The organism is Neptunicella sp. (assembly GCF_048268085.1).
Taxonomy (GTDB): Bacteria; Pseudomonadota; Gammaproteobacteria; order Enterobacterales; family Alteromonadaceae; genus Neptunicella.
Genome location: NZ_JBLWWF010000010.1, coordinates 11,668 through 36,098, shown reverse-complemented (window position 1 = coordinate 36,098; position 24,431 = coordinate 11,668). Strand labels below are relative to the sequence as shown.

Here is a 24,431-nt window from a genome sequence, read left to right as displayed (position 1 = left end):
AACTTTCATCCATAGTCAGGACTAATTTTGTTCACTTAAAAGTGCTTTAAGTTCCTGTTTTTCTGCTTCATCCAGAGGGCTAATAGTGGACTTGGCCAGTAGCTCTTCCATCCGACTGTTAATTTGTAAGTCAATCAATTTGGCAAAGCTATCTCGAAAGACTTCGGCTTTGCGTTGTTCAAATAAATTAGTAATCGCGTCGTCATCACTGGCGTTGTTATCGATTAATAATTTAGCCAGAGCTCTACCATGGGGATGATCTCTGAAGTATTCAAGAACCTGACCACTATTTTTGCCAGGATGAGTGGCACAATATTGATGCAATTCTGACAACATGGGCAAGCCGGGAAGGAGATCCTGTTGCAGCAACGACGGGTTAACATTGGCACATTCGCTGGCAAGGGCGGGTTGTTCCAATAACAGTTTAATCATGGTACGTACGGGTGATAACTGATTTTTAAGTGGGGTGTGATCCGCCCCTGAATCTTTGCCTTTGCGCTGATTGGCTATTTGCATATCGCGCTGCAGATCCATTTTATAACTGTTTTGCCCGACCAGTTTGCGCAGCCTTTCTTGCAATAACATGCGCTGATTGTCACCTTGCACTTGCTGCAATAATTGTTCGGTTTCCGTTATTAGCGCGGCTTTGCCTTCATCACTGGTAATGTGATGAGTTTTCAGCAAATGGTCGAATAAAAATTGTGATAATGGCATCGCTTCCTGAGCAATTTTTTGCTCAAAGGCGTCTTTTCCTATTTGGCGCACTAACGTATCCGGATCTTCACCGTCAGGTAAAAACAGGAATTTCATTTCTACCCCGTCTTTTAGATGGGGCAGGGCATTTTGTAATGCGCGCCAAGCTGCTTCCCGGCCTGCACGATCACCGTCATAACAGCAAACTAACTGGGGGGCGGTGCGAAATAAGGACTGTATATGTTCCGGAGTCGTGGCCGTACCCAGAGATGCTACCGCATAATCAATACCGTATTGTGCCAGCGCGACAACATCCATATAACCTTCAACGATTAGCGTACGTTCCAGACTGCGATGAGCCTGTTTAACTTGGTACAAGCCATATAACTCGTTGCCTTTGTGAAATACACGAGTTTCCGGTGAGTTAAGGTATTTAGGCCCATCGTCCTTTTCCAGTACCCGACCACCAAAACCGATGACTCGACCACGTTTATCCCGAATGGGAAACATAATCCTGTCACGAAAAAAATCAAACCGTCGGCCACTGTCATTTTGACTGACAATGGCCAGATCAACCAGTTGTTGTTGTGCCTGTGGAGTCCGGCCAAAAGCGCCCAGTGCGGCATCCCACTCTGGCGGGGCATAGCCAATCCCAAACGCTTTTACTACGTCGCCACTCAAGCCTCGTCCTTTTAAATACTCGACGGCTTTACTGCCTTGTTGATGATGTTTGAGTTGATGGGCAAAAAAACGGGCGACTTTTTCGAGTAATTCGTAATCATCTTCACGTTGCTGTTTTTGCTCGGCCGTAAATGCCGGTGCGGAACCTTCTTCCCGAGGAACGTCAACACCATGATAGCGGGCGAGCTCTTCAACCGCTTCGGGAAATTCCAGTCGGTCATGTTCCATGAGAAAAGAGATAACGTTGCCGTGGGCACCACAACCAAAACAATGATAAAACTGTTTATCCTGGCTGACGGTGAAAGAAGGGCTTTTTTCGCTATGAAAAGGGCAACAGGCCTGATGATTTTTACCGGCTTTCTTTAATCGAACACGACTATCAACGATTTCAACGATATCGCTACGGGCAATTAAGTCGTCAATAAAATCGCGGGGAATTCGTCCAGCCATAAGTCAGTTAAAGCCATCCAAGGTAAATAAAAAATAGGTTTAGCTAATGTAAAACAAAACAAGCCGCGGCTTCAAGCTGAAGACGCGGCTTGTTAGATTTTTATAACAGAATCAAGCTGTTAAGCGAGCTTTAATCAATCCGCTTAATTTACCCATGTCGGCACGACCCGTTACTTTAGGTTTCAACCAACCCATTACTTTGCCCATGTCCTGCATACCAGCAGCCTGAGTGTCGGCAACAGCCTGTTCAAGCAAAGAGTCAATTTCTTCTGCCGTTAGAGGTTGAGGCAAAAATGAAGTCAAGATGTCAATTTCAGCCAGTTCGACTGTCATTAAATCATCCCGTCCGGCTTGTTCGAACTGGCTAGCGGCATCTTTACGCTGTTTAACCATTTTAGTTAACAGACTTAATGCATCACTATCAGTAACGTCGCGACGTTCATCAACTTCAATTTGCTTGACCTGTGCCAACGCCATACGAATAGTACCTAAACGCAACTTGTCTTTAGCGCGCATAGCATCTTTTTGGGCTTCTTTTAGCTGTTCAATCAAACTCATGGAATAACCTGACAAACAAAGGAGCCAAATGGCTCCGTTGTGAGATAGTGGAGATTAGTACAATCTGATACGACGTGCGTTCTCGCGAGCTAACTTTTTCATATGACGCTTTTTAGCCGCTGCTTTTTTACGCTTACGTTCCCAAGTCGGCTTTTCAAAAAATTCGCGACGACGAACTTCAGATAATACACCGGCTTTTTCACATGAACGCTTAAAACGACGCAGGGCTACGTCAAATGGTTCGTTTTCTCTTACTTTAACGATTGGCATTAAAATCTCACCTCAAATATAGTCAAATGCTTTATTTCCAGACGCCATATTTTGTACGTCATGGTTAAAAATGGTGCGGAATTCTAATCATATCGACAGCCATTGTAAAGCCAAACGTCATTAAAAACTGACGATAACCCTGCTTATTTTGGAAAATAGTCGATTAAGTGGGTGATTTTCGCCATCTAATCAATAGAGAAATGCTAATTGAATAGGTAAACTACGCCCCTTAAATTTATTACTAAAGACTGAATTCTATTATGCGTGTATTAGGGATCGAGACATCCTGTGATGAAACTGGCATCGCCATTTATGATGATCAACGTGGGTTATTGGCTCATCAACTTTACAGTCAGGTTAAATTGCATGCCGATTATGGTGGCGTGGTACCTGAATTAGCATCTCGTGATCATGTACGTAAAATAGTGCCGTTAATCAAACAAGCGTTGCAAGATGCCCAATCAAACGCAGCTGATATTGACGGTATTGCCTTTACCCAAGGACCAGGATTAGTCGGGGCGTTGCTGGTTGGTGCGTCGGTGGGGCGCAGTCTGGCATATGCATGGGATGTTCCTGCGATTGGGGTACATCACATGGAAGGGCATTTATTGGCACCACTGCTGGAAGAGCAGGCCCCTGAATTTCCCTTTGTGGCATTATTGGTGTCCGGAGGGCACAGTATGCTGGTTGAAGTACAGGGAATAGGTCAGTATCAAATTCTGGGTGAGTCCGTTGATGATGCCGCTGGAGAAGCGTTTGATAAAACCGCTAAATTACTCGGACTGGATTATCCCGGAGGCCCTCTTTTAGCCAAAATGGCCACGCAGGGACGTGCTGGAATATACCGATTTCCTCGTCCCATGACCGACAGACCTGGGCTGGACTTCAGCTTTAGTGGATTAAAAACCTTTGCAGCAAATACCATTCGAGCCGCGGATAATAGTGAGCAGGCCAAAGCCGATATCGCTTATGCGTTTCAAGAAGCTGTCGTCGATACCTTGGCAATCAAGTGCCGTCGTGCATTGGAACAAACCGGACTTAAACGTTTGGTTATTGCTGGTGGAGTGAGTGCCAATACCTCATTGAGGGAAAAATTGGAAAAAATGACAGCTAAGATTGGTGGTCAGGTGTTTTATCCTCGTTTGGAGTTCTGTACTGATAATGGTGCGATGATCGCGTTTGCCGGTTTGCAGCGTCTTAAAGCAGGACAGTCAACAGAATTGAGTGCTAAAGCCAAGCCGCGCTGGTCGTTGGATAGCCTCTCAGCGATATAATCCCCGTTGGACTAATCTGGCAACACTTAGGATTTATTCGTTGGTTTTGCCTTTATCCCAGATTTTACCTTCTTCACCTTTCCACAAACGTTTTATATTGTCTTTGTGACGGATAATAATAAGAAGTGACAGCATTGCTACTGGAATGGTGTACTGGGGTTTGATAAACCAGGTAAATAACGGAGCCAGCGAAACGGTAATAATGGCAGACAATGACGAATAACCGGTAATAAACACCGTCACAAACCAGGTACCAATTAATAAACCGGATAAATCCAGACCAATGGGTAACATGGCTCCTAGCGCAGTGGCAACCGCTTTGCCGCCTTTAAAGCCGAAATACAGCGGAAATATATGACCAAGACAGGCTGCAATACCTATAAAGCCCAACAAAATGGGATCAAGCTTTAAAAAATAGCCCGTCCAGACCGGAATGGTGCCTTTTAACACATCCATGACCAAGGTGAGTAATGCTGGAATTCTACCGCCTAAGCGCAGTACGTTAGTGGTGCCGGGATTACCCGAACCATATTGTCTGGGATCGGGTAATCTGAACAGTTGACAGATCAACACCGCACTGGAAATTGATCCCGCCAGATAACCTATCGCCACCATCAATATAAATTGCGCTGTCATTTCAACCTGTTATTAAAAGAAGGTACACTTGCACGATTTGGGTAACATACCTGAAAATTGCACAAAACTCAGCCATAAATTAGACGGAGTCTGGGGTGGACAGAATAATTATTGAAGGTTTACAGGTTACATCCTTAATTGGCGTTTATGATTGGGAACGAACCGCACAAACACCATTACTGGTTGATTTACAAATATGGGTCGATTTAACCCCTGCCAGTCAATCGGATTTAGTGACCGATACATTGGATTATGCCAATATCGCCGAGGCGGTTAAGCAAGTGGCAAGTAACAGTAAGTTTGAATTACTTGAAGCACTGGCCGGCGCAATGATTAAACAAATTTTTAGTCAGTTTGATTGTCAGAAAATTGAATTAAAACTGAGTAAACCAGAAATTTTACCTGATGCCCGCAATGTGGCGGTGGTATTAACAAGGACAAAACCCTAAATGGCGCAAATCTACATTAGTCTGGGAAGTAATATTGAGCGTCATCAGCATATCAACGCCGGATTAGATGCCCTTGATAAGCACTTTTCTGATCTGCGGATATCCACCGTTTATGAAAGCGAAGCGGTTGGTTTTGCGGGCAGTCATTTTCTAAATTTAGTGGCTGCGGCCACAACCCCGATGTCGGCTGAGAACGTCGTACAACTGCTCAAACAAATCGAAGATGATAATGGTCGGGTGCGAGGAGATAAAAAGTTTGCTCCCCGCACACTGGATCTGGATTTGTTGTTATACGACGACTTGGTTTGTGAACAGCCGGTCCAGCTGCCCCGGAATGAGATATTATTTAATGCTTTTGTGTTGTTACCTTTGGCCGAAATTGCTGCCGAAGTTATTCATCCCCTAGAGAACAAAAGCTATGCCACGCTATGGCAACAATATGACAAGAAACAGCAAAATTTGTGGCCGATTGAATTTAAATGGACGAGTAAATCAGTATGACGTTAATTGAAATAATTGTATTGGCATTGATTCAGGGCGTGACCGAGTTTTTACCCATTTCCAGCTCAGGTCATCTTATATTGCCGTCGGTTTTGTTAGGTTGGCAGAATCAAGGATTAGCCTTTGATGTGGCTATTCACATTGGTAGTTTACTGGCAGTTATTATTTATTTTCGTGACGATATTCGTCGTATGTTGCTGGCATGGTTTGGTTCTTTAAATGGAAAAGTCACCGATGATAGTAAACTGGCATGGTGGGTGATCGTCGCCACTATTCCGGCTGTCATTGCCGGTTTTTTATTGAAGGATTTTGTCGAAAACTATGCCCGTTCAGCATTAGTTGTGGCTAGTACTACTATTATCTTCGGATTGTTACTTGGCTATGCCGACTATCGTGCTACCCAGCACAAGAACATTTATCAATTAACCTGGAAAAGCGCTATTTTTGTGGGCTTGATGCAGGCTTTAGCGCTGATCCCCGGTACCTCTCGTTCAGGAATTACCATGACTGCGGGGTTGATGGCCGGCATGGATAGAGAAAGTGCCGCCCGTTTCTCATTCTTATTATCTATTCCGACTATTTTGGGGGCGGGATTGCTGATTTCACTGGAATTAGCCCAAACCTCGTCGCCAATCGACTGGCAAGCCATGCTTTACGGGGTGTTATTGTCATTTGTTAGTGCGTACTTGTGTATTGCGCTATTTCTCAGTTGGATCTCACGTATTGGTATGTTGCCATTTGTGATTTACCGACTGATTCTAGGCGCGGTATTACTTATTTTTGTTTTTATGTAACGGCTAAATCTGGAGCAATGTGATGACTCAAGAAACCATTTTCAGCAAAATTATTAACCGGGAAATTCCTGCAGATATTCAATACGAGGATGAGCTGGCGTTGGCTTTCACCGATGTTAACCCGCAAGCCCCGGTACATTTATTGATTATCCCTAAAAAACCGATCGCGACTATTAATGATATTGATGAAGCGGATCGTGAATTGGTAGGTCATTTATTTGTGGTTGCCGCTAAAATTGCCGCCCAGAAAGGCTTTGCCGCTGATGGCTACCGGGTGGTGATGAACTGTAACGATGATGGGGGACAAACGGTCTATCATCTGCACTTGCATTTGTTGGCGGGTAAACCCTTAGGCTGGCCCCCTTACCAAGAGCGGATTAAACGCGCTGAATAATATGCGCCAATAAAAAATCCCGACATCTTAGTCGGGATTTTTATTTAGTTAACAAAGACAGGGCATAGAGCTCACTTCTAAAGGGATTGATGCACCCCCCCAGCTCGGTGCCTGATGCATGTTGTTTACAGCCCCAATACTTGCTTACCTTGAATAAAGGTAACATCCACTGGAATTTTAGCTTTGCCCAGTTTAGCCAAATCATCAGCCAGTTGCGGTTTGATAATACCTTTTTCGGTAACCAATTTAGCCACACCCTGATAGTCTCCATTGCCTTGTAAGGTCAGAATTAATCGGGACAGGGCGTCAACTGCTTCGCCCATTTTATCCATGTGAATACGATACAGGCCGTTTTCATCGCGGCTGAAGGCGCCATATTGATTAAAGAAATTAAACCTGATCATATTAGCGACACCATGAGCATCGCTGGCACCAAAGCGCACGGAACGGAAAATGCTGGTCATAAAGGTAACGTAGTAATCTTCCAGTACTCCGGTGGTAATGGCTCCCTTTTGGAGTAATTGCGTTACCATGTACAGGCCTAAAATATCGGCTTTGCCTTCTTCCAGAGCCGAGGCATATTCTTTGAGTGCCTGTCTGACGGTACCGGAGCCATCTAATGTATTTTTAATCCCCAGACCATGGGCCACTTCATGAAACATGGTATTGGCAAAAAAGGCATCGAAAGTAATATGTTGGCGCTGCTCTGGTGTTATTAATATTTCCGCGATGGGCTGTAGAATAGTGTCAAACTTGGCGCGCATGGCGTTTTTCAGTTGTAATCGACGAGTGCCTTTTTGCAATTGAACCTGTTCATCATTGGGCAAGTTAATGGCAATCGTTTTACCACCAGAATTGGAATGCCCCCCATAATAGATTACGTCATAAGCATTTAAATCAGCGTCAGTGCCAGGCATTTCGGCTTTATATTGGGGTTCAACCGGTAGACCTTTTTGTAATTCCGGTAAATAAGCGGCAAATTTGGCCAGTTTTTCACTCCATGCTTGATCTTTGAGTAATACGTACGCCTCGTAAGCTGCACGATAACCATAGAGTTGATCTTCGTATGTCTCAATCGGACCAATTACCAATTCGATTGGATTGGTTTTCATATCCATCCAGGCAAAATCGGACGCCTGATATTGATCATCTTGCAAGGCATCGGCACGCAAATTTAGATAATTGGCGAAACTGTCATTATCGGCCAATTTGGCGGCTTGACGTAATAAATCAGCCGCTTTACTCAACTCGGCTTCGTACAGGTGGGAATAGGGAATACTAACCAAATCACCGTTCTTATTGCGTTTGATAACCGAATACAAACCGTGCTTGTCGGCAATGTCTGCCTGTTCAAACTCTGCTTTGGTCATGTCTTGGGGATAAAATGCCGCGCCGGCTGGTTTTTCGCTAAAACCGGTTAAAAATGGCTTGTCGGCGGCCAGTCGATCCCAGGGACCATAATTAATCTCGGCAAAATGACGTGCATCGGGATTGCTAATGTGAGCTAAGAACTCGGTTTTATCTTGCGCAAAAGCTTGTTTCCAGAATAGATCATCCATAACTTGTGCGGCATCGATCAGTAAACCGAGCATGGCTTTTTGATTTGTGGAATAGGCAGATAAATCGGCTTCCAATTTAACTGGATGATAGATATCCAGTCGGGATTGCATGTTATCCACCAGATTATAATTTGTGCTGCTGTTCTCAGCGGCTACACTTGTCGTTTTCGAATCGGGTTGACTACAGCCGGCTAAAATTAGCAAGGCTGCACTTAGGGCAAGTTTGCAAGGTGTCATAAAAGTATCCAGTAAATTATTTATTGTTATAAAGTAAGTTGTAAGCATAACAGTGATAACTATTATGCAACCAGTTTAACTAATTTGGAAAAATGACCCAAGTCCATTGATTGAACGATTATAATAAAAAATTAGATTGCATCAGAAGCGCATTTATAACAAGCTTCTATGGTAGGGTAAGCCCTATAGCTTATAGTGTCTGCTGTCAGCGCGTAAAATTGGTTACATAATGAATAAAAATTAGGACGTGTTGCTTTGTCATATTTACCCTCGTTGGCCAATATGAAAAATCAACACGTCCTCGCGTGCCTTAAAAAATTAGGAAGGGGATTTGCACAACATGTCTACTGAAAATGCGTTATTAACGATTCTTGTTGAAAAAATCAATAACGATACTCTAGTGTTGCCAACGTTACCGGCTATTGCATTAAAAGTAAGAAAAGCGGCAGATGATCCTGCGGTAAACTTAAACAAAATGGGTGATGTGATAGGACAGGATCCGGCTTTAAGCGCCCGAATGATGAAAATTGCCAATAGTGCTTATCTTGGTCGAACGGTCAAAGTTGAAAACTTGCATCAGGCGGTAACTCGTATTGGTTTACGCCAAATTAAAAATATTGCGACCGCATTGGCGATGGAACAATTATTTGTCTCTAAAAACCCCATTGTGAGTGATTACCTAGCTAAATTGTGGGATAGAACTGTTGATGTTACCGCCAATGCGATGGCGGTATATCAAATGTATATTAAGCACAATAGTAATAGTAAACCGCTAAATGTGGATTCCTTAACCCTTGCTGCATTAGTGCATAATATTGGTGTTTTGCCCATTTTAAGTGAAGCAGAGCGGCATCAGGATGTATTCGCTAATCCCACCTTTTTGAATGTTGCGATTCAAAAGCTGGCTGGTCGTTTGGGAGCGACCATTATGCGCGAGTGGGGATTCAGTGAAGAAATGGTACAAATTACTGAAAACTGGCGCAGCCTGAAATATCAAACTGATAAAATATCCTTTATCGACTTTGTTCGTATCGGAGCGGTGTTATCCGGTGCGATTTCCAGTCACAAAGATACGGTAATGAACTTATGTCAGCGTAAAGGTATTGTGCAAGATCTGAATATTCTTGATTCTGAAGAGTTTAAAGAAATTCGAGATGATGCTAAGGCTATATTTAAATAGTGCTAAATTAAGCTAAACCAAAAAGCCCGTTTGATTTTTATCAAACGGGCTTTTGTCGTTATGGACACAGAGTCACGCTGTGTTGTCGGTAACAGACGTTAACTATTGATCTTGCTCCAAGGCAAATATTGTCCGTAGTGCATTGGCAAAACGTACTGCTTCTGCGGACATTAAACTGAAATCAGCGTCCATGCGAGCCAGCATTTCATCTTTGGGGATGTCTTCATTTTGTTCACGTATGACATCACAGAATTTCAGACGTTTGATGGTGAGGTCGTCCTGAATAATCGCAGTTAATGTTTCATCCCACTCGACCGCCAGTTTGACCACCAATTTACCTGCTTCAAGATGAGACTGGATCTCTTCAGAGCCTAGATCCTGATTTTTGCAACGGACAATTCCACCTTCATCTTCAGGCTGACGTAACTCGGCTTCCTCCAACAATACGATGCCAGTAGGTAATGGCTCTGTCAGCCAGCTGGTTAATTCTGCCGACAGACTGTGCCGAGCTAACGGTACAACCGGCAATGAGCCAATGGCCTTGCGTAAATGAGCCAGAAAAAATTCTGCCTTACCATCGCTGGCCGCATCAATTACCACCAGATTATCTTTAATGGAGATAAAACCTTGGGTATAGCTGTCTTTGGTAAACGCTTGAGGGAGCAGGCTGTGGATGATTTCCTGCTTTAAATCTTGTTGCGCTTTTTTACCAACGGGGGCACCGGTATCGGCTTCAATTTGAGTGACTTTGTCGGCTAATTTGGCGTTAATCACCGAAGCTGGCAACAGGCGTTCCTGTTTTTTCAAACTTAATAAAATATTGCCCGCCGCAGTATGACTTAATGCATCACCTTGGCGTAACGGCACACTCCAGCCTTGGGTTGCTTGTTCCTGAGAGCCACAGGGGCGAAAAACAAATTCTGACAGCTTGTCTTGCAATAGCTGATCATCGAGTTCAATAGGTTGGGTTATTTGATAAAACTTCAGGTTTTTAAACCACATTATGCGTTGTCCCGTTTTTTTGAGTAAATCTAACCCCGACAGTAAGGTCAACTAACTGCCGAGAGTATTGGTATCAATTGAATTGTATGAGTTGCTATTTTTCGCTGTTGCGCAAGGGGAATGAAATCTTATAGCTGAGTCCCTTTCCAGGCGAGCTAGTGGCTTTAATATTGCCTTTGAGCGCCTGAGTGACCAAATTATACATGATATGCGTGCCAAGTCCGCTACCACCTTTACCTCTTGTTGTCGTGAAAAAGGCATCAAAATGTTGGTTTAATACGTCCGGCTCCATGCCTTTACCGTTATCACGGTAGTTGATCACGACTTTCTTGGCAGATTGACTGACATTGATGTCAATTTGACCTGCTTCGATATTATCAAACCCATGTAATACCGAATTCATGATCATGTTGGTAAATATTTGCGCTACTATTCCCGGTGCACAAAATATGTCCAAATCTTCCGGGCAGTCCACATTGATCTGATGCTGGGTTTTTTTCAAGGTAGGCGCCAGCGATTGAATCACTTCTTTAAGATATTGCTTGATATTGATCAGGCGTTCTACTTCGCTGGTTTGATCTACTGCAACCTGCTTAAAGCTGGCAATTAGCGATGATGCGCGATTTAGATTACTCATCAACAGCGTGGTGGTCTGCTGTGATTCGACAATGAAAGAGTTCATTGCCTTGGTACTAAGTGATTTTGATTCATAGGCCGCTTGCAGATTCTTTAAACGTTCCTGTAAAAAGCTGGCAGCAGTTACGCCGATACCTAGCGGCGTATTGACATCATGAGCAATGCCCGCGACCAGACCGCCTAAGGACGCCATGCGTTCTGATTCTACCAACTGGTCTTTGGCAGCATTTAAATTTTCCATCGACGTGGCTAATTCATCATGGGATTTACGCAGTTCTGCGGCAATTTTACTTTTTTCAGTAATTTCCTGACGTAGTTCCCGTTGGTTGGTTAACAGCTCATCTTTCTGACGTTCAAGATCGAGCATAATTTGACTAAGTGAGGCGGTCTTCTTGGCCACTTCCTGCTCTAGTGTCAGGTTTTGCTCATCCAGACGCTTGTTGGCATCGCGCAATTCTGCCTGAGCTTCATTTAATTTGTCTTGTGAGTGAATGAGATCATCAATCAAATTATTAAATGAACGCTGCAACAGCAATAGTTCGTTATCTTCTTTTGAATCAATATTGATTTTTGAGCTTTCTAAATGATTTAAATCAAACTGACTTATCTGTTGAGTTAATTCCTGTAATGGGTCGGTGAGCATTTTCCTGAACGCATGCAGGAACAGAAAAATTAAAAACGCAGTTTTAACGATGGAATTACCCACTAAAAAGAACAATCCCACTTCAATACGACTGACGATAATGTCAAAACTGGAATATAGCGATACGTCTCCGACCCGCGATGTTCGGCCGGAAAATTCAAAAATCAGAGGAAAGCTGTAACTGAAGGTACCATTGTCGTGATCGTAGAATTGACCATTACTGGCGAGTTTTTCTTGCTGTACTGTCGTTAAACCAAGATCAGCTATTACTTTGCCGCTTTCATCACGGATCTGTACACCTTCAACAATCGGCAATTCCATTAAACCTTGCGCTGAAGCAACCGCCTGAGGGTAATTGAGTTCCCATATCGCTCGGGTTAATGAACTACCGAAGGTATTTTTTAGGGTTTGCAATTCATCCTGAATATGGCTTTTGGCATTCAGATATTCAGTAAATACCTGCCCTATTGTGACTATAAAAGTTAGCAGGAAGTAAACCGACAATACGCGTGTCAAAAGCTTCTTCGATAATGCAGTTTTGACCTTAGTCATCCGTTATCCATGTTTTTTTAACTGCTGCAGTAGGCTATAGGATAATTTCAAATTGCCAGCTAAACAAGGGGCTTGGCAAACTAGTTACTTTATCGACGCAATTGGACATATTTCAAAGGTTTAAATGCCCTATAAAGCTGTCATATAGTCGTCATGATTTTGTGTTGTCATTCACTATTTTAACTACCGTGAGTCTAATCAGATATGGCAAGTTTACCGGCTAGATGGAAAGCATGGGTGCTAAACAATTTATTAAAAGGCAGTGATGCCAATGCCTTGCTGGATATTCTTCTGGAGCATGGGTTTACCTTTGAAGCATGCCAAAACGCGCTGGGCAATAATCTGGTCATTGGCAATAAAATGGTACGGGATAATCAATTTTATCAACGGCTTGGGCAACCTGAATTATTGAACCAGCTAGCACAGTTGAATGCTGATTTTGTAGAACAACAGCAAGCACAGTTGATTAAGTTGGACGGATTTTTGAGTGAGTCAGAATGCCAACAGGTTGTTACGCTGGCCAAATCCCGTTTACGTGTATCTGAAACGTCGGTGACATCAGGAGCCGACGGGTTTCGGACCTCTTCTACTTGTGATTTGTCCATCCTTGAGGATCCACAGATTAAGCTGTTGGAAAACAGGATTATTCAGTGTTTAGGCTTGGGCATAGGTGAACATGAAATCATGCAAGCTCAGCACTATGCTATCGGCCAGCAATTTAAGGCACATACCGATTACTTTGAACCGGGCACAGACGAATACCAACAGCACGCCAAAGTATTAGGACAACGTAGCTGGACGTTTATGATCTACCTGAATCAGTCATGTGAAGGTGGAGCAACTGAATTTCCGCTTTTGGGTCACAAATTTAAACCGCAAACCGGCACGGCGTTAATCTGGAACAATCTTAAACTTGACGGCACCCCAAACGAGATGACATTGCATCAATCTCATCCTGTAACAGACGGGGAAAAAACCATCATTACCAAATGGTTTCGTGACAGGGACGCTCTAATCACAGCCTGTCAACATTAAACTTTTGTGACAGTGGTGGGCTGTAACAAAAGTGTCATTCCACTTAGATACTCTCCTCGCAGTTTTATTTTGATAAAAACATCAACTGGGAGAACCAAATGGTCTTAGCAAATAGTTTCAAAGTGTCTGCGATTGCAATTGCACTGACATTAGCAGGTTGTGGTGGCGGTGATATCGTCATTAATGAAGGGGATATCGATAATAGTGTTACCAATCCAGCCCCGACACCGACTCCAACCCCCACACCGACTCCAACGCCAACCCCTACGCCAACTCCTACGACGGCGACGCCTTTCACTGAAGGTTTGGCGACCGATGTTTCTTCTTCTTATCCACAAATTACCGACAAGCCGGTTTATCTAATTGCCAGCGATACGACTTTTACCTCTGATATTACCCTGACTAACGATGCTTATTGGGTACTAAAAGGCCGCACTGCTGTGGGCAATGACAATGTTGATGGTGCTGAATTAACCATCGAAGCCGGTACGACTATTTTTGGTGAAGGCGGTGATGATTTCCTGGTGGTTCGTCGTGGTTCCACTATCAATGCTCAAGGCACGGCAGACGCGCCCATCGTAATGACGTCGGTGCAAGATGTAACCGGTCAGGAAACGGATATTGGTCAATGGGGTGGTTTAGTCTTGCTGGGTAATGCACCTGCCAACTCTTGTGGTGATCAAATTGGTGAAACTACTCAAGCTGAACTGGATAATTGTGGTGTGGCTGCCGAAGGCGATGCCGGTCAATTCGGTGGTAATAACCCAGAAGATAGCTCAGGTACACTTAAATATGTCGTGGTTAAAAATGCTGGTAAATCACTGGGTAATGGTGACGAGTTAAATGGTATTTCTTTTGCCGGTGTGGGTTCCGGTACCACCGTTGATTATATTCAAGTCCATCAGAATCTGGATGACGGTATCGAGTTTTTCGGCGGCACCGTTAACGTCAGCCATGTGGTGTTATCTGAAGTAGGCGATGACGCATTTGACTGGTCATTCGGTTGGACAGGTCATGCTCAATATGTGTATATCCAGCAAACCGATGTGCGTGGTGATAACGCCATTGAAGCCGATAATAGTGAATTCGATGCAGCGGCGACTCCGCAAACCATGCCGACCTTATCTAACGTAACGATAGTTGGTGCGAATGGCGCCAAAGGTATTCGTTTGCGCGCAGGTACAGCGGGTACCTTGAAAAATGTAGTGGTCACCGGACCTGCTGATTATAAGGACTGTTTACGGGTTAATGGTGCTGAATCTGCTGCCCATGCTGAAGATGGTTCTCTGTCTATTACTAACTCGGTTGTTGCTTGTGCCGATGCAAATAACTTCGGTTCTGACGCAATTGGAACCGGCAATACCGCTGACTGGTTCGCTGGCCAAGATGGCAACAGCGTGATGACTGCCAACAAGTTAATGGTAGGCGCTAACGGTTATATGCCGGAAGCGAATTCGCCTTTATTGGGTAATGGGTTTGACGCCTCTGCGCTGGATGGATTCTTCCAAGCAACGGATTACATTGGCGCATTTGATGGTAGCAACAACTGGATGAATGGTTGGACGTCATCGATTAAAGGGGTGTTACCGGTTGATGTCAAAAATGCCTTTGCTCAAGGTAAAGCGTTGAATGTATCTACTGATTTCCCGCAGTTAACTGACAAACCGGTTTACAAATTGTTTGCCGATACCACTTTTACCGATGATGTGACCTTAACCAATGATGCGTATTGGTTAATTAAAGGTCGTACCGCAGTGGGTAATGACAACGAAAACAATGCAACCTTATATATCGAAAATGGCACCACCATTTTTGGTGAAGATGGTGACGACTTCCTGGTGGTTCGCCGTGGCTCCAAAATTGCTGCATACGGTTCTGCCCAGTCTCCTATCGTGATGACGTCAGTACAGGATATTACTGGTGAAGAAACGGCGGAAGGTCAATGGGGTGGTTTAGTGTTACTGGGTAATGCACCAGCTAACTCCTGTGGAGACCAAGTGGGTGAGACTACCGCTGCCGAACTGGAAAATTGTGGTGTTGCCGCAGAAGGTGATGCAGGACAATTTGGGGGTAATAATCCTGAAGATAACTCCGGAATACTCAACTATGTTGTCGTTAAACATGCGGGTAAAACTCTTGGTAACGGTGACGAACTTAATGGTATTTCCTTCGCCGGTGTAGGTTCTAATACGGTGGTTGATTACATTCAGGTACACCAGAATCTGGATGATGGGTTTGAATTCTTCGGTGGCACCGTTAACGTCAAACATATTGTTTTAACTGATAACGCAGATGATTCGTTTGACTGGTCATTCGGCTGGACAGGTCATGCTCAATACGTGTTGATCAAGCAATCTGATGATGCCGGTGATAATGCCATTGAAGCCGACAACAGTGAGTTTGATGCCGCGGCGACTTTACAGACTCATCCTACACTGGCCAACGTGACCATTCTTGGTGGCAGTGGTCGTAACGGAGTACGTTTACGTGCAGGTACCGCCGGAACATTAACCAACTTCCTGATTACGGGTCCTGCTGATTATGCATCCTGTTTGCGGGTCAATGGCAGTGAGTCTATTGCTCATGCTGAAGATGGTTCTTTAAGCATTACTCACTCGGTGGTTGCTTGTGACGCAGCAAATAACTTCGGTAGCGACACCATCGGTTCCGGCAGCACGGCTGACTGGTTTAATGGTCAAACCGGCAACAGTGTGACGACTGCTGATATGTTAGGACTGGCAGCGAATGGCTATATGCCAGCGAGCGGATCAGTATTGTTAGGTGCAGGTAGTGATGCATCCCAGTTAAATGCATTCTTTGACGATGTTGATTATATCGGTGCAATGGATGAGAGCACAGACTGGACTGCTGGATGGGTAACCATAGGTTTGGATAACTAAGTTGAGGTTAAGGCCTTAATCAACAGGTTATGGTTAAGGCGCTGTATGGCGCCTTAACTGTAACAGCTACATTCCAAAACCTATGTTGCTAGTGGAGTTGTTAAATCATGAATCCAGTTAAAGATGCAATGATAACTAAAAGAAGTAAGCTCAATTTGGCTATAGTGGCTTCATTATTGGCTTGCAATGTGTATTCCGGGGTGGTCGTTGCTCAGGAAAGCGAAGATAAAATAATTGAAGAAGTGGTCGCCACTGCGACTCGTCTAAAGGGTAGTGCGGCAGCGGTAATGCAAGAGCGTCAAAATCAGGCCTTTGTTGCTGATATTATGGGCGCGGATCAGATTTCCCGTACCGGTGATAGTGATGCGGCGTCAGCATTGCGACGGGTAACCGGTTTAACCTTGGTCGATGGCAAGTTTATTTATGTGCGTGGTCTTGGGGAACGTTATTCCAGTACTCAACTTAACGGGATGGCAGTACCTAGTCCCGATCCCACTCGTTCGGTAGTGCCGTTGGATTTATTTCCATCCGACATAATCGAAAGTTTAAATGTACAAAAGTCTTTTTCTCCTGACATGCCGGCTCACTTTGGTGGCGGTAATGTGGATATACGTACCAAATCGATTCCGTCTGAATTTGTGTTTAAGTTAAGCGGTAGTGTGGGTTCCAATACTAATAATAGTGATGACGGTTATTTTTATGCGGGCGGCAGTGACGATTGGACGGGACGTGATGATGGTACCAGAGCGCTTTCGTCGTTGTTTATTGATGCGTTCAATGCCAACCAGTCTGCGGGTATCGAAGGGTCGACTCAAAATCCATTAACCCTGGAGCAACGTAAAGCCTTAATTCAGTCAATGAACTGGGATATTGGACCGGATAAAAAATCGGTGGATCCTGATGTGGGGCTAGGTTTTACACTAGGTGATGTATATCAGTTAGGGCAGGGCAAGTTAGGCTTTTTATCTGCGATTTCTTATGACAATAAATGGACAGTGTCACAAGAATCAAATGGTACGAATCTGGGAACAACCGGTTGTGATGAAGCGGGAATTAAATGTTTTGCCCAACAATATTCCGGTGTCGCTACCGAGCAGAATGTCCGCTGGAGCGGCATGCTGAATGTGGGTTATGAGTACGATCAGAACAACAAAATCGAACTGACCAATATCATTTTGCACGACATGAGTGACAGATTGCGTGATCGTCAATTTATTGATGTGAACGAAACTGAAGCCGGCAAGACAGAATTACGCCGCGTCGATGTATTGTATGAAGAACGTCGCATGACAACCTCACAAGTCAAAGGTACTCATAACTTTCCACAATTATGGAACGCTTATGCCGATTGGTATGTGGGAACGAGTCGGGCTCACCGTGATGCGCCAGGATCACTGGATGTGGTGCTGCAACAAAATTTGATTGATGGTGTGTTTCAATCGGAACAGTTGCAAGATGTAGCGGCGACTAACGTCACCCGTGAATACCAGACTTTACGCGATGAATCGAATACCTGGGGCTGGAATGCCGGTATTCCATTTATGGGTAAGGATTGGGATTTTGAAATCAAGGTCGGTGCCGATTTTTATGAAAAGGCCCGTACCGCAGATAACATTAAAATCGGTGTGCCCCATCGCTCAATTAGTGATGAAGATACCTTTGGTTCACGTATTGACGAGATTTTCTCTGATGCCCATCTGCAAAGCGATGATTTCTACAATAGCGTAACCGGCGCAGGGATTTTTGACGATAACACCACCGGGGGCGACAAGTACGCCGCTGCCACTAAACTGGATGCGTACTACTTGCTATTGGATGCCACAATTGCCAAAGATTGGCGAGTTAGTGGTGGGGTTCGTTGGGAAGATTTCCGCCAGTTATCCGTGCCATACCAACCGCATTCACCCCTATTTGATGTGGATGGTCAAGACTTACGTGATTTGGCATTTCAGGAAAATGATTTATTCCCGTCACTGGCATTAACCTATCAGCTAGATGACGAGATGCAGGTGCGTTTAAACCTCAGTCAAACCACCATTCGTCCGGATATGCGCGATATTAGCTCCTCATTCTTTATTGATCCGTTAACCGAATTCCTGGTACGGGGTTCACCCAGTTTACAAAGCGCTAAGCTGGATAATGTGGATTTACGTTGGGAATGGTACATGGCTGACGGCAATAACCTGTCGGTGGCGTTGTTTTATAAAGACATTACCAACCCGATAGAAATGGTTGAGCTGGCCAGCGTAGGTGGTGCGGCGCCGTCCTTGTTAACAGCCAATGCTGAGCAAGGTCAGTTGCAAGGCATGGAAGTGGAGTTTCTGCATGATCTGGCCTTTATGGGCAATGCATTTTCCAATTGGTTTGTGACGGGTAATTTAACCTTGTCCGATTCAGAGGTAACTATCGGTATTGCGGATGACGGAGTTGATTCGTTGTTTGAGCAGCAGCTTAAAGAGGCACTGGATGCCACATCGGTATCGAACATTGTTACCAATAATAAGCGTCGCCTGGTAGGACACTCAAAATGGGTGGCTAACTTGCAGTTTGGATGGGATTCTGACAACGGTGAGCATTCTGCTTCTATCGTGTATAACGCCTTTGGTCCACGGATCATCGTGCCGGGTACCCGTGGTAATGAAGACGCCGAAGAAGAATCATTTAATTCACTGGATGTGGTTTACACCTATTATCCAACCTTCGATACCACCGTAAAATTCAAAGTGCAGAATTTGCTGGGAGAAGACAAGGTTATCTCTCAGGAAGGTCTGGATCTGTGGCGTAAGGAAGTGGGAACCTCGTTTAGCGCTAGCGTATCCTGGGAATTCTAGCCAGATAACCGCAGCTTCAATCTGATCTAAAAGAGCCACATTTGTGGCTCTTTTTAGTTTGGAAACCGATGACTATCAGGCTTTACGTTTATCCAGTTTTACCACCTCGGCAGCATCATTAACCAGTAACGACTGGGCATCAGAGCCTTTTAATATTTTACTGACGGTTTCTTTATTGCGCGACATCAGTATGGTTAATTCTTCCAAAACGGTAGTTTCCAGCGAGATCCCTTTGGCCTGAATGTATTCGGCCAGGTTGTCGGCAACATCAAGCATTTTGTCGTATTTATCTGCTTCTTTTTTATCTGTCGTCACCAATTTTTCCACGCCTTTATGCTCCACTACGTATTTCGTTATGATTGCCATATAAGATTCCTCATTGATGTAAGCAGTGGTTAGGTTATCATGATTACTGTTTATAAATACAGTGTTTATTGGGTGATTGGATTAATAAAAAAGTGCTCCGGAAAGGAGCACAGCGCGATTATCTTTTAAAGTATAAATACAGGCCTACAATCAGACTAACGGCACCGCCTATATACAGTGTCATAACTTTATCGGAACGGGAGCCGCTGAGGGTTTGGGTAATTTCAGATTGAACGGAGTTGTCGATGTCCCAGCCCCAGTAAATTAATCCCACGCCTAAAACCAGTAGTACCAGGCTGATGATATTTTTCATAGTTGTTCCTTTGTTGTTGTGTGATGTGGATTGATTATCGGCGTATAAAGTAGGGTAATGAGATCAGTCCAATGCCGACTAAAATTAGTAGTGTTACGTTAGGCATAAAATAGGGATAAATAAATAGACTGATCCCAACTAATAGAGGAATCGGACGTTTCTGTTTTTTGCCATAGATAAAAAAGCCGATACCAATCCCTCCGAACAGGGTACTCCAAATCAATAATGATGAGTTATCCATAGTTAATCCTGATGTTTAATACAATCGCGACCACTTTGCTTGGCATTATACAGTGCCGCATCGGCTCTAAATAATAATTCATCGAATGAGCGTTCCGCTTTTCTGCACGCAACGCCGAAGCTGCAACTGACTTTTTGCTGGCTCTGTCCAACAGTGACATTGCTAAAGGCACTGCGCAAGCGCTCTGCCACCATTATGGCATTATCGAGGTTGGTGTCAGGAGCAATGACAACAAATTCGTCACCCCCGACTCGGCCAAACATATCAATTTCCCGCAGTACTTTTTTGCCGCTTTCGACAATATTGATAATTGTTTGATCACCCGCTGCATGGCCAAATTTATCGTTAATTGTTTTAAAATTGTCGATGTCGAAGATAATTACGCTAACATCTTCGGCACTGCGTTGTACCCGTTGTAGTTCGCGCTTGGCGCAGTCCATCAGACATCGACGGCTCAAAATACCGGTCAGCGAGTCGGTATTGGCCAGTAGTTTAAAATCTTCTTTTAACTTGATGATTTCGGTAATGTCGGTGGAGATCCCCACAAAGGCATGCACGTCATCTTGCTCATTGTGTTTTAACGGTATTTTAATCGACCAGTAATGTCTAACGGTGCCATCTTCCTCGATAAAATTCTCTTCACCATACATTTTTTCTCCAGATTCAATGACTTGCCGGTCCAATACATCAAAGTTCTCTGCCACTTCAGGGGGCAATATTTCGCGACCATGTTTACCTACAATGTCTTGTTGTGACAAATTGAATAATTGTGCGACATTGGTATTGGCATACAAAAAGCGACACTCATGATCCTTCATATAAATGTACGAATCCGCATTATTTAATACCGTATCAAGTAATAATTTTTGTTCCCGCAGCTTTTTTTCCATTTTGAGCCGCTCGGTAATATCGGTGGAAATTCCGCACATGCCGGTGATGTCACCATGGATATTTTTAAGCGGAGATTTTACGGTCCAATAGGTGCGAACTTCTCCGGTTTTGGCAAAACGACTGGTTTCCTCACATTCGATTTGTTTACCTTGTTCGAGCACTTGTCGATCATTGATTCGTATTTCACTGTTATGGTCAAGATCAAAAAACTCCTCATCACGATGACCGATAATGTCATCCAGAGTGGTGTTGAATAGATCACAGACCATTTTATTCGCATAGGTATAGCGCCCATCACAATCTTTAGTAAAAACGTAGGCACCGACTTGATCGAGGGTGGATTGCAGTTGCAGTAACTGATTACTGATGTCTTCGATGGTTTTATTTACCGACATTCTTACATCCTTAAATATCGTTTTAACTCAATACCATTGAAAAAAGGATTTCAAAAGCTATTGCAATTAATCTGTCGGGTAAAACCTAATCCCGCAGCGTCGCAATAATATGAGTCAATGGGTATGCAATATTTACTATTACCCAGTTTTTTGGGGGAATCAATTTATTTCAGCCGCAGGATTATCCACAATAGGTATAATACCGGTGAATGACACGCCCTAGCTTTTCCGACGTATAAGGACTTTTATGATTATTCAATCCAGTACTCATGACTTAGCCACCCCAAGTGGTGTAATGCGTACCAGTATTTATCGGCCAGTCGCAGCAGGCCGCTATCCGACGGTTATTTTTTATTCAGAAATATTTCAGCAAACAACCCCGATAACCCGAAGTGCGCAGATTATGGCCGGCCATGGTTTTGTGGTGTTAGTGCCAGAAGTGTTTCATGAGCTCAACCCTATAGGGACGGTGCTGGCTTATGATGATGCGGGCAAAGATAAAGGCAATGCGGATAAATTTGCCAAACCGCTGGAGCAGCATGATAGCGATACTCAGGCAATGATTGATTTTGTGCAAGCGCAGTCTTATTGCAATGGCAACGTGGGCAGTATGGGCGTGTGTATCGGGGGGCATTTGGCGTTTCGTGCGGCGCTAAACCCGATGATTAAAGCCGCTTTTTGTTTATATGCGACTGATATTCATTCCAACACCTTGCCATGTGAAGCTGGTAACGATTCCTTATCCCGTTGTGCAGATATTCAGGGCGAGCTGGTGATGATTTTCGGTAAACAGGATCCTCATGTTCCTTCTGAAGGCAGAAAACTCATATACAACAGGTTGGAACAGCAGCAGTTAAATTTCAGTTGGCACGAAGTGAATGCTCAACATGCCTTTATGCGTGACGAAGGCGAGCGTTATGATGCCGCGTTGGCATTGAAAAGCTACGCCATGGCAGTCGAGCTATTCCAGCGTAATTTGCATGGTTAATTAACAATCCTCATTCCTCGCGTTCAAGTTATCATTGACATACGGAAAATCATATATATGATTTTCCGTATGTTTAATTTGAGCAATGACTATGCTTACCCCATTAACCTTTTACAAATGCCTATCGGAAGAAACTCGGCTTAAATCGTTATTGCTGATCTCCGTCAAGCGTGAACTATGTGTTTGTGATTTGATTCAAGCGCTGGGGCTAAGTCAGCCCAAAATATCCCGCCACTTAGCCGAGCTACGAAAATGTGAACTATTGATCGATGAGCGACGCGGCAAATGGGTATATTACCAGCTACATCCGGATTTACCTCAATGGGCTATTCAAGTACTCACTACCACTGCCAATTCGGCTAGTGACTATGTTGAAGTTGAATTAGCCAATTTAACTACTGCAGCCAATAGCTGTCACTAACCTCGTTTATCCTAAGTGAACATTATGAAAATTTTATACATCTGCACTCATAACCGCTGCCGTAGTATTTTATCTGAAGCCATTACCAATCAATGGGGGCAGGGGCGGATTATTGCCAAAAGCGCGGGTAGTCAGCCCGCTGGTGAAGTGCATCCATTGTCGCTCAAGTATTTGCAAGAGGCGGGTATCTCAGTGGATGGACTGCGTAGCCAATCATGGGATGATTTTGCCGACTTTGCCCCGGATATTGTGATTACCCTGTGTGACTCCGCTGCCGGTGAAACCTGTCCCCTATGGTTTGGGGAAAGTGTAAAAGTGCATTGGGGATTGACAGATCCATCCAGGCAGGAGGGAACAGAAGCTGAACTGGCCGATGGATTTAACGCTACGATTGATGAGATCCGCCAGCGGGTATCATCATTAATGGCGCTGGATGTCGATGTGAAAGATAAGTCCGCCTTACTGGCCGCATTACGTCAATTGGGGGCCAAATAATGGGATTATTTGAACGTTATTTGTCTCTGTGGGTAGCACTCAGTATCGCACTTGGGGTGGTATTAGGAGTAGCCAGTCCCAGTACCTTTGAACTGATAGCGCAGTTTGAATATGCTCAGGTTAACTTGTTGGTGGCAGTACTGATTTGGTTGATGATTTATCCGATGATGATCCAAATCGATTTCTCTTCAATCAAGGATGTGGGGCAAAAACCTAAAGGGTTAATGTTAACCCTTGTCATTAATTGGTTAATTAAACCCTTTACTATGGCGGCTTTGGGCTGGCTATTTTTTAAAGTATTTTTTGCCCAATTAGTCGATCCCCAATCGGCCAATGAATATATCGCCGGAATGATTTTACTTGGTGTTGCGCCTTGCACGGCAATGGTGTTTGTGTGGAGCCAAATGACCAAAGGTGATGCGAATTACACTTTGGTGCAGGTGTCGATTAATGACATTATTATGATATTTGCTTTTGCGCCTATTACTGCCTTTTTACTCGGGGTGAGTGATATTCAGGTTCCGTGGCAAACATTACTGATGTCGGTGGTTTTATATGTGTTACTGCCACTGATTGCCGGGGTGATTACTCGGAAAAAATTAAATGCCAATGTTTCACCTCAGGCGATAAATACATTGTTAATTCAGCTCAAGCCTTGGTCTATTATCGGTTTGTTGGCGACGGTTGTGTTGTTGTTTGCTTTTCAAGCGCCAACGTTACTGGTTAAACCGCAAGTGATTGTACTGATCGCCATTCCATTGATGATTCAGACATACGGTATTTTTGGATTAGCCTATTGGTTAGCTAAAAAACTCAAGCTCGCCCATAACGTGGCGGCGCCAGCCTGCATGATCGGTACGTCTAACTTTTTTGAACTGGCCGTGGCCGTGGCTATTTCATTATTTGGCTTGAACTCAGGAGCTGCGTTGGCCACCGTCGTTGGGGTCCTGGTTGAAGTACCGGTGATGTTGTCGCTGGTTTATTTTGCTAATCGAACCCGGCACTGGTTTGATTAGCGTCCACTGGGGCGCGGAATGATAGTGATA

24 protein-coding genes are annotated in these 24,431 nt (G+C 44.2%); 13 read left to right on the top strand and 11 right to left on the bottom strand.

All coding sequences use genetic code 11. The features are described from left to right. Positions 1-21 precede the first annotated feature (21 nt). From dnaG to rpsU, 3 genes are all read right to left on the bottom strand, one after another. On the bottom strand, positions 22-1,824 hold the full coding sequence (gene dnaG, locus ACTD55_RS09705) for a DNA primase (RefSeq protein ID WP_438864130.1): 1,803 nt from the start codon (positions 1,822-1,824) through the stop codon (positions 22-24). A gap of 111 nt (positions 1,825-1,935) precedes the next feature. Continuing rightward, on the bottom strand, positions 1,936-2,382 hold the full coding sequence (locus ACTD55_RS09700) for a GatB/YqeY domain-containing protein (protein WP_438864129.1): 447 nt from the start codon (positions 2,380-2,382) through the stop codon (positions 1,936-1,938). A gap of 54 nt (positions 2,383-2,436) precedes the next feature. Beyond that, on the bottom strand, positions 2,437-2,652 hold the full coding sequence (gene rpsU, locus ACTD55_RS09695; protein WP_416305512.1) for a 30S ribosomal protein S21: 216 nt from the start codon (positions 2,650-2,652) through the stop codon (positions 2,437-2,439). A gap of 260 nt (positions 2,653-2,912) precedes the next feature. On the opposite strand from rpsU, the gene tsaD reads away from it, so the two are divergent. Then, on the top strand, positions 2,913-3,926 hold the full coding sequence (gene tsaD, locus ACTD55_RS09690; RefSeq protein ID WP_438864128.1) for a tRNA (adenosine(37)-N6)-threonylcarbamoyltransferase complex transferase subunit TsaD: 1,014 nt from the start codon (positions 2,913-2,915) through the stop codon (positions 3,924-3,926). Between the two features lie 33 nt (positions 3,927-3,959). Here tsaD and plsY read toward each other — a convergent pair whose 3' ends face one another. After that, positions 3,960-4,562: a glycerol-3-phosphate 1-O-acyltransferase PlsY gene (gene plsY / locus ACTD55_RS09685; RefSeq protein ID WP_438864127.1), complete on the bottom strand. Its 603-nt coding sequence runs from the start codon at positions 4,560-4,562 to the stop codon at positions 3,960-3,962. A gap of 95 nt (positions 4,563-4,657) precedes the next feature. On the opposite strand from plsY, the gene folB reads away from it, so the two are divergent. From folB to ACTD55_RS09665, 4 genes are read left to right on the top strand one after another with little or no spacing between them, the layout of a single operon-like run. Next, positions 4,658-5,011, top strand: a complete 354-nt coding sequence (gene folB, locus ACTD55_RS09680; RefSeq protein WP_438864126.1) for a dihydroneopterin aldolase — start codon at positions 4,658-4,660, stop codon at positions 5,009-5,011. Further along, positions 5,012-5,512 (top strand): 2-amino-4-hydroxy-6-hydroxymethyldihydropteridine diphosphokinase, encoded by a 501-nt coding sequence (gene folK, locus ACTD55_RS09675; protein WP_438864125.1) that lies wholly within the window; start codon positions 5,012-5,014, stop codon positions 5,510-5,512. Beyond that, positions 5,509-6,306 (top strand): undecaprenyl-diphosphate phosphatase, encoded by a 798-nt coding sequence (locus tag ACTD55_RS09670; protein ID WP_438864124.1) that lies wholly within the window; start codon positions 5,509-5,511, stop codon positions 6,304-6,306. Before folK ends, ACTD55_RS09670 begins: the two co-directional genes overlap by 4 nt. 22 nt (positions 6,307-6,328) lie before the next feature. After that, a complete protein-coding gene (locus tag ACTD55_RS09665; protein WP_438864123.1) occupies positions 6,329-6,700 on the top strand; it encodes a histidine triad nucleotide-binding protein in 372 nt (123 codons plus the stop codon). Between the two features lie 125 nt (positions 6,701-6,825). On the opposite strand, the gene ACTD55_RS09660 is transcribed toward ACTD55_RS09665, so the two are convergent. Then, positions 6,826-8,496, bottom strand: coding sequence for a dipeptidyl-peptidase 3 family protein (locus ACTD55_RS09660; RefSeq protein WP_438864122.1), 1,671 nt, complete (start codon positions 8,494-8,496; stop codon positions 6,826-6,828). A gap of 340 nt (positions 8,497-8,836) precedes the next feature. On the opposite strand from ACTD55_RS09660, the gene ACTD55_RS09655 reads away from it, so the two are divergent. Continuing rightward, complete coding sequence (locus ACTD55_RS09655) at positions 8,837-9,676, top strand: HDOD domain-containing protein (protein WP_438864121.1); 840 nt, start codon at positions 8,837-8,839, stop codon at positions 9,674-9,676. Between the two features lie 102 nt (positions 9,677-9,778). Here the strand turns inward: ACTD55_RS09655 and rdgC are convergent, their stop codons facing one another. Both rdgC and ACTD55_RS09645 read right to left on the bottom strand, forming a co-directional pair. After that, a complete protein-coding gene (gene rdgC / locus ACTD55_RS09650; RefSeq protein ID WP_438864120.1) occupies positions 9,779-10,678 on the bottom strand; it encodes a recombination-associated protein RdgC in 900 nt (299 codons plus the stop codon). Positions 10,679-10,772: 94 nt separating this feature from the next. Further along, on the bottom strand, positions 10,773-12,509 hold the full coding sequence (locus ACTD55_RS09645; RefSeq protein ID WP_438864119.1) for an ATP-binding protein: 1,737 nt from the start codon (positions 12,507-12,509) through the stop codon (positions 10,773-10,775). A gap of 237 nt (positions 12,510-12,746) precedes the next feature. Between ACTD55_RS09645 and ACTD55_RS09640 the strand changes: the two genes are divergently transcribed. From ACTD55_RS09640 to ACTD55_RS09630, 3 genes are all read left to right on the top strand, one after another. Beyond that, on the top strand, positions 12,747-13,544 hold the full coding sequence (locus ACTD55_RS09640) for a 2OG-Fe(II) oxygenase (protein WP_438864118.1): 798 nt from the start codon (positions 12,747-12,749) through the stop codon (positions 13,542-13,544). A gap of 98 nt (positions 13,545-13,642) precedes the next feature. Next, a complete protein-coding gene (locus ACTD55_RS09635) occupies positions 13,643-16,444 on the top strand; it encodes a hypothetical protein (protein WP_438864117.1) in 2,802 nt (933 codons plus the stop codon). A 107-nt stretch (positions 16,445-16,551) separates the two neighbouring features. Beyond that, positions 16,552-19,275: a TonB-dependent receptor domain-containing protein gene (locus ACTD55_RS09630; protein ID WP_438864116.1), complete on the top strand. Its 2,724-nt coding sequence runs from the start codon at positions 16,552-16,554 to the stop codon at positions 19,273-19,275. Between the two features lie 75 nt (positions 19,276-19,350). On the opposite strand, the gene ACTD55_RS09625 is transcribed toward ACTD55_RS09630, so the two are convergent. The 4 genes from ACTD55_RS09625 to ACTD55_RS09610 form a co-directional block, all read right to left on the bottom strand. Beyond that, positions 19,351-19,641, bottom strand: coding sequence for a YebG family protein (locus ACTD55_RS09625; protein ID WP_438864115.1), 291 nt, complete (start codon positions 19,639-19,641; stop codon positions 19,351-19,353). Between the two features lie 118 nt (positions 19,642-19,759). After that, positions 19,760-19,954 (bottom strand): DUF3185 family protein, encoded by a 195-nt coding sequence (locus ACTD55_RS09620; RefSeq protein WP_438864114.1) that lies wholly within the window; start codon positions 19,952-19,954, stop codon positions 19,760-19,762. 34 nt (positions 19,955-19,988) lie between these two features. Beyond that, positions 19,989-20,195: a hypothetical protein gene (locus ACTD55_RS09615; protein WP_438864113.1), complete on the bottom strand. Its 207-nt coding sequence runs from the start codon at positions 20,193-20,195 to the stop codon at positions 19,989-19,991. 2 nt (positions 20,196-20,197) lie between these two features. Continuing rightward, the gene (locus ACTD55_RS09610) at positions 20,198-21,481 is read right to left on the bottom strand and encodes a sensor domain-containing diguanylate cyclase (protein WP_438864112.1); all 1,284 of its coding nucleotides are present in this window, start codon (positions 21,479-21,481) and stop codon (positions 20,198-20,200) included. Between the two features lie 247 nt (positions 21,482-21,728). Here ACTD55_RS09610 and ACTD55_RS09605 point away from each other — a divergent pair, with 247 nt between their 5' ends. From ACTD55_RS09605 to arsB, 4 genes are all read left to right on the top strand, one after another. Beyond that, the gene (locus ACTD55_RS09605; RefSeq protein ID WP_438864111.1) at positions 21,729-22,469 is read left to right on the top strand and encodes a dienelactone hydrolase family protein; all 741 of its coding nucleotides are present in this window, start codon (positions 21,729-21,731) and stop codon (positions 22,467-22,469) included. A gap of 91 nt (positions 22,470-22,560) precedes the next feature. Further along, positions 22,561-22,890, top strand: a complete 330-nt coding sequence (locus tag ACTD55_RS09600) for a metalloregulator ArsR/SmtB family transcription factor (RefSeq protein WP_438864110.1) — start codon at positions 22,561-22,563, stop codon at positions 22,888-22,890. Between the two features lie 24 nt (positions 22,891-22,914). Beyond that, positions 22,915-23,385: an arsenate reductase ArsC gene (locus ACTD55_RS09595; protein WP_438864109.1), complete on the top strand. Its 471-nt coding sequence runs from the start codon at positions 22,915-22,917 to the stop codon at positions 23,383-23,385. Then, positions 23,385-24,401, top strand: a complete 1,017-nt coding sequence (gene arsB, locus ACTD55_RS09590) for an ACR3 family arsenite efflux transporter (protein ID WP_438864108.1) — start codon at positions 23,385-23,387, stop codon at positions 24,399-24,401. Before ACTD55_RS09595 ends, arsB begins: the two co-directional genes overlap by 1 nt. The last annotated feature ends 30 nt before the right edge of the window (positions 24,402-24,431 follow it).